General features: G+C 39.0%; 11 protein-coding genes. 5 read left to right on the top strand and 6 right to left on the bottom strand.

Annotated features, from left to right (window positions below; translation table 11 throughout):
• Window positions 1-874: 874 nt before the first annotated feature.
• The 3 genes from CWC30_RS09675 to CWC30_RS09665 all read left to right on the top strand — a co-directional run bounded on the left by CWC30_RS09675 (window position 875) and on the right by CWC30_RS09665 (window position 3,824).
• A complete protein-coding gene (locus tag CWC30_RS09675) occupies window positions 875-1,369 on the top strand; it encodes a GNAT family N-acetyltransferase (protein ID WP_138626979.1) in 495 nt (164 codons plus the stop codon).
• A 328-nt stretch (window positions 1,370-1,697) separates the two neighbouring features.
• Window positions 1,698-2,804, top strand: a complete 1,107-nt coding sequence (locus tag CWC30_RS09670) for a PIN domain-containing protein (RefSeq protein WP_138626978.1) — start codon at window positions 1,698-1,700, stop codon at window positions 2,802-2,804.
• A gap of 654 nt (window positions 2,805-3,458) precedes the next feature.
• The gene (locus CWC30_RS09665; protein WP_171034706.1) at window positions 3,459-3,824 is read left to right on the top strand and encodes an energy transducer TonB; all 366 of its coding nucleotides are present in this window, start codon (window positions 3,459-3,461) and stop codon (window positions 3,822-3,824) included.
• Window positions 3,825-4,210: 386 nt separating this feature from the next.
• Here the strand turns inward: CWC30_RS09665 and CWC30_RS09655 are convergent, their stop codons facing one another.
• Both CWC30_RS09655 and CWC30_RS09650 read right to left on the bottom strand, forming a co-directional pair.
• Window positions 4,211-5,800, bottom strand: a complete 1,590-nt coding sequence (locus CWC30_RS09655) for a tetratricopeptide repeat-containing sulfotransferase family protein (RefSeq protein WP_138626976.1) — start codon at window positions 5,798-5,800, stop codon at window positions 4,211-4,213.
• A gap of 110 nt (window positions 5,801-5,910) precedes the next feature.
• Entirely contained in the window at window positions 5,911-8,328 is a 2,418-nt protein-coding gene (locus CWC30_RS09650) for a TonB-dependent receptor (protein ID WP_138626975.1), read from the bottom strand.
• Between the two features lie 372 nt (window positions 8,329-8,700).
• On the opposite strand from CWC30_RS09650, the gene CWC30_RS09645 reads away from it, so the two are divergent.
• Window positions 8,701-9,795, top strand: a complete 1,095-nt coding sequence (locus tag CWC30_RS09645) for an NADH:flavin oxidoreductase/NADH oxidase (protein WP_138626974.1) — start codon at window positions 8,701-8,703, stop codon at window positions 9,793-9,795.
• A gap of 74 nt (window positions 9,796-9,869) precedes the next feature.
• Here CWC30_RS09645 and CWC30_RS09640 read toward each other — a convergent pair whose 3' ends face one another.
• From CWC30_RS09640 to CWC30_RS09630, 3 genes are all read right to left on the bottom strand, one after another.
• Window positions 9,870-10,739: an EamA family transporter gene (locus tag CWC30_RS09640; RefSeq protein WP_016899600.1), complete on the bottom strand. Its 870-nt coding sequence runs from the start codon at window positions 10,737-10,739 to the stop codon at window positions 9,870-9,872.
• A gap of 192 nt (window positions 10,740-10,931) precedes the next feature.
• Window positions 10,932-11,933, bottom strand: a complete 1,002-nt coding sequence (locus CWC30_RS09635) for a Gfo/Idh/MocA family protein (RefSeq protein WP_138626973.1) — start codon at window positions 11,931-11,933, stop codon at window positions 10,932-10,934.
• Window positions 11,934-11,970: 37 nt separating this feature from the next.
• Window positions 11,971-12,972: an AraC family transcriptional regulator ligand-binding domain-containing protein gene (locus tag CWC30_RS09630; protein WP_138626972.1), complete on the bottom strand. Its 1,002-nt coding sequence runs from the start codon at window positions 12,970-12,972 to the stop codon at window positions 11,971-11,973.
• 89 nt (window positions 12,973-13,061) lie between these two features.
• Here CWC30_RS09630 and CWC30_RS09625 point away from each other — a divergent pair, with 89 nt between their 5' ends.
• Window positions 13,062-14,672: a GMC family oxidoreductase gene (locus CWC30_RS09625; RefSeq protein WP_138626971.1), complete on the top strand. Its 1,611-nt coding sequence runs from the start codon at window positions 13,062-13,064 to the stop codon at window positions 14,670-14,672.
• Here CWC30_RS09625 and CWC30_RS09620 read toward each other — a convergent pair.
• Window positions 14,669-15,478, bottom strand: coding sequence for a class I SAM-dependent methyltransferase (locus CWC30_RS09620; RefSeq protein WP_138626970.1), 810 nt, complete (start codon window positions 15,476-15,478; stop codon window positions 14,669-14,671). The genes CWC30_RS09625 and CWC30_RS09620 overlap by 4 nt on opposite strands.
• Window positions 15,479-15,483: the final 5 nt, after the last annotated feature.

Below are 15,483 nucleotides of genomic sequence, written 5' to 3'. Positions count from 1 at the left end.
GTATAAAATGCCTATTGCCTAAAAGAGGAAAAGCCGTCATTAGATTTAACATCGCAAGAACTTGAAATTTTAGAGAGTAATAATCTAATGTTGGCTTAACCAGATCTCAGGTTAACGAATAAACCTTACCATCAATTTCAATACTGTTGTTGCCTAAAGTAATTTCATTGGGAGTTGTTAATAAATGCAAAAAGTAATAGAGCCCTGTTAAATAGAAAAAAGGAGAAACAAACAAAGCAGCCTTTATCTTTACAGACTCAGAGTCATGTAAATAATAGGTAGAGATCATGGATATTATTGAGAACAAAACAACCATAACAAAATTTGGAGAGAGCCAGTTTTTGGTAAATTTAAATATCATCTTCGATCGCAGAGGTAAGAGTTACGGTCGACTCAATAATTTAAGCAAACAGAAACTAAGGTTCTAAATTTGTAGCCTATCTTATTAAATTAACAATGGTATTTCTATATTTAAGCGCCTGAATAAAATATGCACTTCGTCTATTCCCTTGTGTTTGCCTGCTAACCTTTTTGAGCACGTTATTGTGATATCGTACAAAGCCCACTTGTCGTATTTTCGACAACTTTTTAAGCATAAACGAGAGAGTCCTGAATGACTAAAGTTGACACTTTTGCGAAGTTAGACAAAGAGCGAGAAGCTGTTAGCCAGAGTTTTTCTGTATGACGTGAAGTTTTATCCGCTTGACCATCAGCTTGTAGGCGGTTTTTCAATCCATTCTTAAAATTTATTTTGTTGTTATTTTCGAGTAGTTATTGTTTAATAACATGATGTTTTTTAAAGATAACTACTAGCGAATCTTCACCTCTTTAGTGAAAGCTAATGTCGGACCACACATAAGGAAATAGGTATAAAATGGACACTACAATACGAAAAGCTGAATCAACCGATATCGCTGCAATAAAAATGCTGTGGCAGTTTTACCAATATCATCAGAGTATATTTGACTTAGAAGATGTTGGTTTAGATGGTTGCTATGATATTGATGAAGAATATTTAGAATGTGTAGTTCGTGGTGAGGAAGACTGCATTATTTATCTTGTACTCGTTTCTAACCAAATTGCTGGTTTTGCTACCGTAGAACCAACTGAGATCGTTGGCAAAGAAATACCTGAGTTGGCTGATATTTTTATTCTACCCAAATATCGAAAACAGGGCATTGCCAAATTTGTTATTCAAAACTTGATGCCTGTTGAAACAAATCAGTGGCATGTAGCAGTTCATTTAAACGATAGTTCAGCGTTGAAATTTTGGAATAGTTTGTTTGCTAAATTAAACGTTGTGCGTGTTGATAAAGTTGACCCCCCTGAAACAGAAGGCTACCACGAGTTTGTTGTTACAAATAACTAGCAAGATTACAACGTCTTCTGCGCTTAAGTAAAATTTGGTAAAGAGCGAAAACCAGCCATTGAGATTGGCTAAATATCGTCGTTAATTGATTGGTTAAACTGCTCTTTGCGCATATATTCATGAAAATGAGCGCTGAGCGCATATTGTTCCATTTAATTTTGCTTTAAGATAATAGAAAACTATGTGATAGCAATATTTCAGGGAATTTTTTAAAACTATATAAAGTAGGTAAATGAGCGTTATATCGGCAGAAATATGCACGATGAGCGCACTATTAAATTGTTAGCTCTCTCTCAAATTTCGTGTACCAATTAAGGTAAGTATTTAAATGAAAGTGTTTCTAGATACAAATATATTTTGTAAAAATTGGTTTGTTAGTAATGTTAATTTTAGTTTGTTGTTCTTTTATCTGAATAATGAAAAGCATGATTTCTTACTTTCTGATTTAGTTGTTCAAGAAACGAATAATATAAGAGAGCGTGAGCTTAAAGAAATTCAAACCGAATTAAAAAGACAGGTCAATAAAGCTAATAAGCTTAACTCTAAAAATTTAACTTTTAATATAGATGAACTTGGTATTCAAAAATATGATTTAAGTGATGTCTTAAAATATAAAGTGGATTGGGTTGAAAACATAAACTATGAAGGTATTCCCCATAGTAAAGTCGTTGAAAGAGCAATAAAGCAAATAAAGCCTTTCACAGGTCAAGAGAAAGGTTATAGAGATACTTTGATTTGGCTTTCATTTTTAACTTATTTAAAAGATAAAAATATAGAGGGCGATGTTGCATTTATTACTAACAATAAACATGACTTTTTTGAAAATAAAGGTAAAACGCTTTCATTCAATGATGATCTAGCAAAAGATATTCTGGAGTATGGAATAAAAGCAAATATAAAACCCTATACCAATATTTATGACTTCGTAAATGAGAATGTTGATAAAATTTCTCATTCTTTTGACCGATATGAAATTTTAGACGATCTCGAAGATTTTCTTATTGAAGAAACAGAAAGTTATCTAAATTCTATGAGCAATAATGATCTTAGTGATCTTTTAAGGACAAAAGTATTTTCAGATAAACTCACATCTGTAATTCAAATTGAATCAGATATATTCGAAGGTTTAGAAGATCCTGAGGTTAAGTCTGTTAAACGTTTACCTGGCAACAGTGTATATATAAGCTCTTACTTTGAAATGAGAAGAGTAGACTTAATAGTTACCATCGATTTAATAGAATACAAGCAGCATGCAGACGAAATAGAGAATATAAAGGCCCTATATAATGTTGAGATAGATGATGATTATGTGAATTTATCATTCATATTGCGAACTTGTATTGATGGCAGCCTTGAATATGATACGCAGGATAAATTGGCTAGTAATTTATCGATTGATTACATTTATGACAGTATTGCTGCAAAAGAGAGCTAACAAGAAAATCAACAAGGACACGTAACAGTTGGCTACGTTTCGCTTCGCTACACAATTTTAGCCAACCATTACTTAGCCTGTTATTTAGGCGTTAATCGAATGGATTCATACATATGAAGAAATGGGTGCTTAAGAAAAGAATTTTTATGATAGGTATTTTACCTTTCATGGGGGTATTCGTCGCACTTCTTTTAAATTTTATTGCAGGCTCTGCTTATACTACGTCACTAAATCAAAGTGCAATTCGCGTATATTTTATGGGGTCTGCCATGTGGTCGGTACTTGCGCTTTTTTCAGGGATATATATGTATTCTAAATGTAGTTCTATGAATCACCTAAAGTTTATCTTTGGAGTATCGTCGGTCAGTTTAGGTATTACTATGCCTTGGATAATAGGTATGTCGTAGTAACTAAAACATAAAAAGTGGCTATGGTGCTCGATATCCGCTTTTGGCACTTTGCAGACTATCGATAATGCAAAACGCTAACGTTAATTTAGGTAGCTTTTTTCTGATTTGTTAATGTAATAAAAAATATAACAAGGCCATAAATTATCGGATACATAATGTTTGGTCTTGTTTCGTGTTGCTGAACACCTTAGTAAACTTAACCACTAGTTGTTTATTTTACTGAGCATATTTTTAGGAGTAGCCTTTGAAGTACATAACTATATTTTTAGTCCTTTTACTGGTTGGTTGTAATAGTACTGATAAAGCGACAAATTCAAGTACTGTGTATACCAATACACAAACAGATTCACCTGCTAAATGGGTTGTGAAGATTGAACCAAAATATCCTGAAGATGCGGCTAAAAAAAGCGTAGAGGGCTACTTAAAGTTCAAAGCAATAGTGAATGAAGTTGGTACGTTAGAAAGAGTTGAAGTAATTGAATCTGCCACAAAAGGTGTGTTTGAAAAGGAAGGTTTACGGGCTTTAAAACTATGGCGATTTAAGCCTGCGTTATTAAATGGTAGGCTGGTTAAGGTTGAGTACGCTGGTACTCTTGAGTGGAAGTTATAATGTCTCTAGGGATGAGCATATCATGGAGATCTAAGCAACCTAAACAAAAGCGATGTGATAGGTGTGAACTGTATTATTCTGAATTCTTGGATAAATGTACGCATTGTTCCGATTTAAACGAAACACAATTACTTATGCTTAAGGCTAAACATCAAGAATCTCTTCAACACAATGCTAAGCTTGGTAAATACTTATTTATAGCTGCTGCAGTAATTGGTGTGTTACTTTTTGTTAGCTTTTTATAGTAGCGTTGGGTTTTTCCTTAAGTGAAAGAGGGTCAGTTAACAGAGAAAAAAACCTCAAATACATTCAGCCTAAAAACTTATACCCATCCAGTAACTTTAAAATTTATCACACTGAACTATCCGACCACATAACAGTTGTTGTTATTTAATTAAACCTAAAACTCCTTCCTTAACTAAATAAGCCTGCGATTCATCGGTATGGGGTTTAAACTTTTTCCAGCGGCCTATGGCTTTGTTGTTAAGCGGTTGGCGTACTTGCATTTTGCTGGCGGTTGATACCGGTGCGGTGTTTAAATGAAAATCAAGGCACTGTGGTTGCCAGTCTAAGTCACAATAGCTCACTAACTCTTTTATCTTTTGCTCTGGTGCGGCTACAAGTTCTTCGTATTTTACTAGTTTAATATTGCTGTGAAGGGCGCTAAAGTGCTGTATTAGTTTATAAAAGCGGCTGTAAAATTTAGCAGTGTCGAGTAAGTCTAACGAGTAAGCATAATACGGGTTGTTAATGGTAAATAGCTGACGATAGTTACCAATACAGGTGTCCATGGGGTCGCGAAGTAGGCAGATTATTTTGGCGTTTGGCAGGGCTTTGGTAATTAAATCGATATAAAAAAAGTTAAACGGTAGTTTATCAATAAAGTGTTTATGGCTGCCGGTTACAACACGGGTTGCTTCAAGGTAAGTGCTGCCAAGTTTTGCAAAATCAAGCTGGTAAGCTTGGTTTAAGGTGTCTATATCGAGTACTTGAGGCGTGTGCGTTTGGCTAAGTTTTTTTACACTTAGGCCAAAGTCTTGCAGCTCGCCCGCCGATTGTACGTCGCTGTGGCTTGATAAAATGCGTTCAACTAATGTGGTGCCAGAGCGCGGCATTCCTAATACAAAAATTGGCTCACTGCTTTGGTTGCCAGCTGTTTTTTGGTTTTTGTATTTATCACTGAGCTGTTTAATGTGTGCGAATAGTGCCTCAGACGCTTGGTTATCAAACGCCTTATTAGCGAGTTTTGCTGTTTTACCTTGTTGTAACGCGGCAAAGGCTGCTGAAAAGTCGCCTAGGTCTTGATATTCTTTTGCGAGCGCATGACCCATATGCAGTTTAGCGTCGGGATGATTGACCTGTTCAAATGCGTTTTTTAGTCGCGCTATGTGGTTATTTTGCTCAGTGACTTTAGTTAAATCAGCTAAAGCAAAATGACTTTGATGATGAAGTGGATTCAGTGCAATGGCATTTTCAAACGCGTGCTGCGCCTTTTCAAACTGGCCTAAAAATTTAGCACATACCCCATAGTTATAATAAAACTGTGGCTGACGAGTATTACTCCTCTCAGCTATACTTAATGCGCATATAAAGTAATCAGCTGCTTGTTGATGTAAACCCGCTTGAGTGAGCGCCACGCCTAATGTATCGGCATCAAGTGCTTTACTAATATGTTCAAGCTTAACGCTGAGGGCGGTGCTTTTCGCTTTTTGTAAATCGCCGGTGAGGGCGTAACACTTGGCCAGTTGCGCTGTATATTCAATAGACTGAGTAAAGTTTAATGCTTTTTCAATTAGCTTTATCGCTTTATAAATTTGACCAACCTGTAAATTAACCATGGCGAGCAAAAAGTAGCCATCAGCAAAGTCAGGCTTTTGTGTTACCAGCTCAACCAGTGCTTTATGCGCTTGCTGAATGTTGCCTTGGTTTAAGTTGTTTATAGCGCTTTGGTGTAGTTGCTTTAAGTTTGGCTGCATGAATACTCTTATAAATAATGTACTTACAAATAAAAAGGCTCAAAATTAATTTGAGCCTTTTTATTGTACTTAAACTTATCGTTTAATTATATTTCCAACGTATCGTTTAATTATATTTCAAACTTATAGTTAAATTTAATGCCTACAGTAAGCGGGCGATTAACATAGTAACCATAGTTACGTTGTATGTCTGCGCCATTCGCTGTTGTAATATCCGCATCTGAGCGACGAACAGAGGTAACCGCATATTTATTAAATAGGTTATCTACATATAAAGTAGTCGACCACGCATCGGCGGTTAATTTAGCTGAAATATTACTTAAGCTATAACCCGGAAGTGCTTCACCGTTGTCACGTAGGCCTACTTTTGAAATTACATCACTTTGTGCAGTTAAACCGTAGTTAATATCTAAGGTTTTATCATTTAACACGTCTGTTTGGTAGTTAATCCCCATAGAAAACTGATGCTCTGGCGAGCCTGGTAAACGGTCGCCATCTTTAGGGCTATCCTCATTACCATCGGCATTAAATAGATATGCCGCGTCAGAGGTTAATTCTGCTTTTGTATACGCATAAGTTGCATAGGCAGTAAATGAGTCTGATAAAATTGCACGCGTGGCAATTTCAATTCCTTTCGCATTAGCACTATCTACGTTTGTTAGGTACGGTAATTGACCTACGACGGTAGCTGCTGCAATTTGTGCGTTATCCCAATCAACATTAAATAGCGCGGCATTAAAGTGTAGTTGGCTTCTAAACCATGTACTTTTAAAGCCTAGTTCGTAGTTGGTTGTTGTGTCGGATTCAAAAAGTCTCTCATCAGGGTTACCACAGCCTGTTTGTTGGTTTTCTGGAAGTGGATCAGGACAAGCTGCTAGAAGATTTGAACCACCAATTCTAAAGCCTTCACTGATTGTTGCATATCCCATTACAGAGTCGCTAAATTGGTACTTAGCATTAAATTTGAGAAGAGTACCGTTATCGCCTGCTTTATCGTATTCATAATTAATGCTAATCGCATCAGGTTCTGCGCCACCAAATAAAGTATTTGCAAGCGGGAAGTCATATGCTGCTTTTGCTTTTACATCGTATTCGTAAAAACGCGCGCCAATGGTAATGTCGAGTTTATCGGTTACTTGGTAACCCACTTCACCAAAAAGCGCTGATTCAGTGACATTGCTGCCAGTAATTTCTAAATATTCTAAAGAGTCTGGTCTAAGTTGTGCGCCTTCGAAATTATCAACCGCGAACTGATCAAACCCTGGCGTAAACTCTCTGCTTGATGCATCGGTGTCAGTTTTGTTGTAAAAACCACCAACAATCCAGCTTAAATCGCCATCACTTTGTGATACTAAACGTAGTTCTTGGGTAAAGGTGTCTTTTTCGTCAATTTCACGAGTAAAGGCTGAAAACGAAGGAAACTCTTCGTAGCCATAGTCTAAGCGAATTAAAAGATCAGTTTGATCACGTTGCCCATCGGCGTCAAATTGAGAAATACCGGTAGCTGAGACCAGCTCAGCAAAACCTAAGTCGGCTTTTAGTTCAAGGCTTAGTAATTGGTCTTCTTTTATCCGTGGCTCTTCATAACGGTACGCTGACTCGTATTTGCCAATGCGATCATTTAAGCCATTGTTAGCATTAAGGCTGTTGTGATGAACAATTGAGCGGCCTTCGGTGTCTTGCTTTTGATAGAAGTAGTTTAATGTGCCTTCAAATGACTCATTTGCTTTGTAACGCAATGAAATACGGCCAGTTGTGGTTGTTTCACCGTTGGCGTCTTTTACATTTTTAAGATTGCTGTTGACTGCATCAAGGTTTGCCCAATCAGGGTCGGTAATCGATACACCTGGTTCACGAACGGTGTAGGCGTAATCAATAAACCCTGGGTCTTCATAAATATTTAAGCTGGTACGAACAGCCAGTTTGTCTTCAATTAATGGTAAATTGAAGATAAAACCAGTTTCGCCACCGACCGAATCACTTTCTTGAGTTTGAAAAACATCACCAAATACTTCCCCTGAGGTGAAATCAAGCTCTGGTTCTTTAAGCATATAGCGAATAGCGCCGCCTAATGTACCAGCTCCATATAATGTGCCTTGTGGCCCAATAAGCACTTCCACGCGCTCTACATCAACAAGGCGCATATCGACCGATACTGGAATTTCATTAATATATGTGGCAACAGTGCCACCATCTGATGAAGGGCCTGATGAATTAGTATTTAAACCACGGACTATAATAGGTGAACCGGCACGGCCACCTTGATCTGTAATTGTTAAACCTGGCACCCAACGTGCTACATCGGCCAGCTCACTGATGTTTTGATCTTTCATTACATCAGCATCGAGCGCGGTAATGTTAAGAGGCGCAGCTTGAATTGAGCCACTTCGGCGCGTTGCTGTAACCTCAATAACTTCAAGCGATTTGTTCTTTTCAATAACTTGCTCTTGAGCCACTGCATTACTGCTAAATAATACACCACTCAGTGCGCTTGATACAGCCAAGGTTAACAGGCTTGGTTTAAACATAAAAAGTGATCCTAGTTCAATAAAATGTGTTTATAAATGAGCGCTAATAGTATCAGGGTGTTTTAGTGATGGAAATAAAAATATGAATTTTAATTCACTTTTTTAGAATAAAAATGTAAAGGTGGGTTTGAGTGTTTCACGCTGTATATTAAATAAACAAAGGCGTTGCTTTAAAATCAACCAAAATAATAATTGTGCCTAATATAGATAAAAACTGGATAATGTATAGTTTAAAACGTCATTACTTATATTTTTATAAACACTATAAAAATGAATATTCCCCCCATAATCTTTATAGTACATGTTTAATTATTGATAACACGAACAGCACAATTTAGTTGTGGCTGTGAGTCAGTTATATGAGGATTTATAATGTCAAAGCTGTTTTCACCATTGTCACTTGGTAAGTTAAGCCTAGAGAATAGAATTATTATTGCACCCATGTGCCAGTACTCGGCCAACAATGGCGCTGCAAGTGACTGGCATACCATTCATTTAGGTCAATTGAGTTTAAGTGGAGCGGGTTTACTTATTTTAGAAGCGACGGCCGTTAATCCCGAAGGGCGAATTAGTTACGCCGATTTAGGATTATGGGATGATACAACCCAAGCTGCATTAGCAAAAAGTTTAACGGCCGTAAGACAATACAGCCCAATGCCTATTGGTATTCAATTAGCCCATGCAGGTCGTAAAGCGTCAACCGATAAACCATGGGATGGCGGTGGGGCACTTATGCCCGATCACCTCAATGGTTGGCAAACGGTTGCGCCATCAGCCATTGCCTATGATGAAAACAGCCCCATTCCCAAAGCGATGAACCAAGATGATATAGATTCGCTCATAAGTGACTTTGTTAATGCGGCAAAGCGCGCTGACGAGTTGGGCCTTGATTTAATTGAAATACATGGCGCGCACGGTTATTTGCTACACCAGTTCTTATCGCCGCTGACAAACAAACGTGATGATCAATACGGTGGTAGCCTAGAAAATAGAATGCGATTATTACTCGACGTATTTAAAGCTGTAAGAGCGGCATTTCCAAGCAATAAAGCGTTGGGTGTGCGTATTTCAGCAACCGATTGGGTTGATGGTGGTTGGGATTTACCGCAATCAATTGAACTGGCAAAAGCGCTTGACGCGTTAGGGTGTGACTTTATTCATGTAAGCACTGCGGGTTTAAGCCCTGAGCAAGATATACCTGTTGCTAAGAATTTTCAGGTGCCGTTTACAACCGCCATTAAACAGGTTGTGAATATGCCAGTGATCGCGGTGGGTTTAATTACCGAGGCGCAGCAAGCTGAAAGTATTCTCAGTGATGAACGTGCTGATGGTGTCGCTTTAGCGCGGGGGATTTTATATAACCCACATTGGCCTTGGCATGCTGCGGCCGAGTTGGGCGCGCAAGTACAAGCACCAAAGCAATATTTGCGTTCAAGCCCACATGGTCAGCCATCCCCTATAAAATAGTGAATGACTTAACTGCAAAACCCAAGCAAATAGCGTGGGTTTTGTGTCTCAGTAGCTTAATATTTAATTAAATATTAAGCAGGAACTGGCTGCTTTTTACTGTTTGACGTTGAGCTACCAACCGAGGCAATGATAACTAATAAAATAGCGAGCCACTGCCAAATGCTAAGTAGTTCACCTAAAATAACTAAGCCAGCGAGTGCTGCAATAGCGGGTTCAAGGCTCATCATAATGCTAAACCCTTGCGGCGACATATTACGCAGCGTGATCATTTCTAAAGTATAAGGTAAGGCACTTGAGAGTACCGCAATGGCAATACCTAACGGAATAATATCCCAAGTAAATGCAGCACTTTGTGATATACCACCATAAGGTACAAGCACAATAGCTGAAATGGTCATACCCATCGCTACTGTTGCTCCACCAGAGCTTTGGCTGCCGGTTTTTTTACCAAATAAAATATAACCTGCCCAACACGCACCCGCTGCAAGCGCTAAAATCACGCCAATTGGGTCTAAACTTTCTTGGCCTTTCATATCGGGTAACAGTAATAATATTCCGGTTATTGCGCAGGCAACCCAAAATAAATCACGCTTTCGTCTTGATGAAAATAACGCAACGGCAAGGGGCCCGGTAAATTCAAGCGCAACACCAATACCCAGTGGAATACGTTCAATGGCGTAATAAAATAGAATGTTCATGCCGCCTAGGCTCAAACCATAAATTAAGATGGGTAAACGCTGGCTTGCAACCGGAAAGTGTCTCCAAGGTTTAAAAATTAAACAAAGAATAGCGGCAGAAAAACCTAAACGTAAGGCCGTTGTGCCCTCAGGGCCAACAATAGGGAAAAGCTGCTTAGCCAGTGAAGCCCCAGACTGAATAGTGATCATTGCAAGCAATATGCATAAAATAGCCAGTAATAGCTCTTTGGTTGATTTTTGCATGGTCGTCCTTAAAAATTGCCACTTAATTGCGGCGCATATTACCTGCTTTTACCTACGCAGGTAAATGTAAATTAACGTTTTACATGGGGTCCCCAGTGATGAGAGGCTATCACTGGGCTGAATAAAAAATAAGCGTTACTCTTTTTAAGATTGAGGTGGCAGGTAATGAGGGCTGACTCATTGAGTAAAAATTTATAGTTCAGCTTTACTATCTGCAGGGTATATAACGCCCAATTGCGCGCGGGCGGTATCGAGTACCGTCATCACATCGCGTGAAAGCTGGTGGTTGTTAATATGTGACTCTAATGTGTTTTGCTCAATCATCTCAATAAAGTGCGCAACTTCATACTTCATAAAATGCTCATCAAAATCTGCACTTATTGTTTCTTTTTGGCCATTATTAGCGATGAATTCCACTTTTTTAAGCTGCGATACAGCTTCAATACGAATACGGCCTAACTCACCTTGTATTTCGGTGATGTTCTCGCCCTGCGATATTTTTGAATAACTAATTACCGCTTGTTTATCTGCATAATTTAAAAGTACATCGCCGGCACCATCAACACCGGTTTCTAGCAATACGCCACTGGCGTGCACACTGTTTGGTGCGCCCCACAGTGCTATAAGTAAATAAAGTGGGTAAATACCCAAGTCTACTAATGCGCCATTTGCAAATTCAGGTAAAAAGGTATTAGGGCGCTCACCGTTTTTGAACTTATCGTAACGTGACGAGTATTGGCTAAATTGGCCAATAAATTTACGCGCTGTACCAATTCTTTTTAATGCGTTTTTTAAAACAGCAAAGTTAGGTAAATGCGTTGTCATCATCGCTTCCATGTACAAACGTTGATGTTTTTGAGCAGCTGTTAAAATAGCCGTAAGCTCATGACTATTTGCTGCTGAAGGTTTTTCGCCAAGTACGTGTTTGCCCGCTTTTAAACACTGTATTGCATACGCACTGTGCAGGCTATTGGGCGCAGCTATATAAACTGCGTCTACTTGTTCATCTTGGCACACAGCATCAATAGAGGTAAAAATTTTAGCGTCGGTATTTGTTGGATGATTAGCTAAAAAGCGCTCGCCGCTGCTTATTTGGCGAGAGCAAATACCGTATAAATTAAAATTACTCAGAGTACTTGCCGCATCGAGTAGGGTGTCGCTAATAAAATTGGTACCTACAATCACAAAATTCATGTTTAGCCTTTTTATGTATTTTACGCAGCTTTGCAGTTTAACAATGTTTTGCTCTAAATGCGCGGGCAGAGCAGTTAAACCAGCGTTTTACACTGGCACTTAATGTGGCTTGTTCTTGATAACCTAACAACTCGGAAATATGTGAAATAGAAAATTGGTTTTGCATTAAATAGTGTTCACATAATGCGCGGCGAGTGGCATCTTTTAGTTTTACAAAACTGGTGTTATGTTTTTTAAGTTCACGGTGCAAGGTCCGTGGGTGCATATTAAGTGCCGTTGCTATCGTTTGGTTTGAGCATTGAAAAAGGGGTAGCATGGGTCGAATAAGTGCACTTACTTGCGAAGGTAACGACTGAGTATGCGCATTATTAGCGGCTAAAAAGTTTAATGCGGCTTGTACTTTGTGTTGATCAGAAACATTAAGCGGCAATAATAAATCGTCTTTGGCGATTAAAATACCGGCGCTGTTTCTGTGTTCAATAACGTGACAGCCAAAGTGCTGATGGTAAGCGCGTAGATTTGCATCAAGCTTTTGCGGTAAAAATACCTTAATGGGTTTGCATTGATTTTGGCTCACTTTTTTTAAGGTGGCGAGCGCCAGTGCAATTGTTAATTCAATAACTTGATTTATAACAGGTAATGGCTTGAGTTTTATTTCGAATGATAAAAATATATTTTGGTCATCTTCAAGTGTATGCGTGGTTAAATTAAGTGCGGGTGTATGTAAGTGTAGGTATTTAATTACCCACGTTAGCGCTTCACCTAAATCAGTTCCACTTTTAGCAGCGATAGCGATATGCCCTAAAATATCAAAGCTTTGTTTGCTAGCGAGTTTAAGGCCAAAACTTGGGCAGTTTAAGCTATGAGCGCAGTATTCTAAAAGCTCAGCATAATGGCGATAAGTTAAGCTTTGTGTTTCAAGGGAGTTTAACGCTACCTCAATGGCGCAATGGCGCATAGTGCTTGTTGTATCACCACCTAGTTCGGTAATTAATGTATCAATTCCCTGCAAAGAAGTGGCTTTAATCAGGCTGCTCATAACAATTGCATTAGTGGAGAGGTGTCTAAAAATATCAAGTTTTCAGTAGATAATCCATGCAAAGTAGTTTTTTTAATGGGAGATTTTTTATGCATACCACCTCATTTGATTACATTGTGATTGGCGCAGGCAGTGCCGGCTGTGTTGTTGCCTCGCGATTATCTGAAAATAAAAATGTAAGTGTGTGTTTAATTGAAGCCGGCGGCCGTGACCAAAGTGCTATGGTGCAAATGCCTGCGGGAGTTGCAGCTAGTGTGCCTTATGGCATTAATAGCTGGCATTACAATACGGTGCCACAAAAAGAGCTTAATAACCGCTGTGGGTTTATGCCCAGAGGTAAAGTGCTTGGTGGTTCAAGTTCAATCAATGCCATGGTGTACATAAGAGGGAATAAAAAAGACTACGACAACTGGGCCGCTATGGGAAATACCGGCTGGGATTATACCAGTTTGCTGCCTTATTTTATCAAAGCTGAAAACAACAAAACCTTTACCAACAGCCCATATCATGGTGTAAATGGCCCCTTACATGTGCAAGAGCTAAGTTTACCAAGCCCAGTTAATCAGCTGTTTTTAAAAGCATGCCAAGAGCAAGGCGTGGCCCTTAATGACGATATTAATGCGCAGCAACAGCTAGGTGCGCGGTTATCGCAGGTCACTCAACATAAAGGGGAGCGTTGCAGTGCGGCAAAAGCGTACTTAACACCTAATTTAGCTCGTAAAAACTTAACCGTGCTCACTGACGCGCAGGTGCATAAAATTAATTTTTGCGGGAAATCTGCAACTGGTGTAACAGTTGCAGTTAATAATAAAAGCTTGGTGCTAAATGCCTATAAAGAAGTTATTTTAAGTGCCGGTGCTATTAACTCCCCACACCTTTTAATGTTATCGGGAGTGGGGCCTGCAGATCATTTAAAGCAGCATAACATTGAGCTTGTAACGCCATTAGAAGGTGTAGGCAGTAATTTGCACGATCACTTAACCGTTGTGCCATTATACAAAGCAAAATATTCGCAAGGCACATTTGGAATAAGTGCCAGTGGTGCGTTTAATATTGCAAAAGGATGCGTTGATTGGTTTGCCAAACGCGAAGGAAAGCTAACCAGTAACTTTGCCGAATCGCATGCGTTTATAAACTTATTTACAGATTCTATTGTGCCCGATGTGCAACTTGAATTTGTTATTGGGCTGGTGGACGATCACAGCCGTAAACTGCATTATGGCCATGGATACAGTATTCATAGCAGCATAATGCACCCTAAAAGCCGCGGCACTATTCGTTTAGCGGATGCCAACCCTTTAAGTGCGCCACTCATTGATCCTAATTATTTAAGCCACCCCGATGATTTACAGGTTATGCTACTTGGGCTTAAAAAAACATTGAGCATAATGCAAAGCAAAGCGTTTGATATTATTCGTGCAGATATGGTATATCCGCTTGATATTAATGATGATACGCAGCTTATTGAGTTTATTAGGCAAACAGCCGATACAGAATACCACCCCGTAGGAACCTGCAAAATGGGCCAAGACGATATGGCTGTGGTTGATAGCGAATTACGTGTTCACGGTGTGCAAAATTTACGGGTGGTAGACGCCTCTATTATGCCCAGTATTATTACCGGAAATACCAATGCTGGGGTAATAGCCATTGCAGAAAAAGCCGCTGATTTAATTAAGCTCGCCGCAATCTGTGATTAATTTGACTTATAAAACGCGGTTAACCATTGCTGCCAGTCTTGTTCTAGTTTGAGCATTTGCTGGTGTTTTTTAGCGGAAAAATGTTTGTTTTTATCCTCATCCGCTAAAAACGGCCCCACACGACAAAGCGGGCAATAATCATCCGTTAGATAATTCGGGGTTGTTAACATATCACTTAATTCGGGTGGTGTATTTTCACTAAATACATAGGTAATACCGCTGGTGTCTTTGACGTGTTTGTCACGGTCGACATTGCGAATTTTATAGCCATCAAAGCGACTGATATCGAATGGCATTTGTCCTTGGTATGCCGCGTTTAAATGGATATTTAAACTCCCCTCAATATTCCACTCACGATACGGTTTAACATCTTTTGAGGTTATATAACATAACCCAGGGCCTTGAGGGTTCAAGGCAAACTCATTGGCATATTTTATAAATTGATGCAGTAACGCACGGTTAAGCACATTCATGCTGTTATTACGTGTATTTTTCTCAAATGCGTCGCGACCAATAAACGCAGGAATAAGTGGAAATTGAAAAATCACCACATCAAAGCTGTTTAGGTGCTCGGCTAGTTGTTGCCAACATTGTGTGTTGGTGACATCAAATTCATTAAGCACATTAACTTTATGTGCTTTAAGTGAAGCAAGCGCGTTATCGGGGTATTTTTCTGTAAGAGTTGCAGCTGCATCATAGGTTGAGGCAACTAACTTTTGCGGTTTAATGTGGTTATAAAGCGCGTTTGAAAACGATAAGTCGCCATCACCTACCGTGAGTATGTTCCAATTTGGGTTTAAGTACATATTAA

Origin of the sequence: Pseudoalteromonas sp. S4741, from assembly GCF_005886135.1 — a bacterium.
Taxonomy (GTDB): domain Bacteria; phylum Pseudomonadota; class Gammaproteobacteria; order Enterobacterales; family Alteromonadaceae; genus Pseudoalteromonas; species Pseudoalteromonas tetraodonis.
This window is presented reverse-complemented; position numbering and strand designations above follow the sequence as displayed.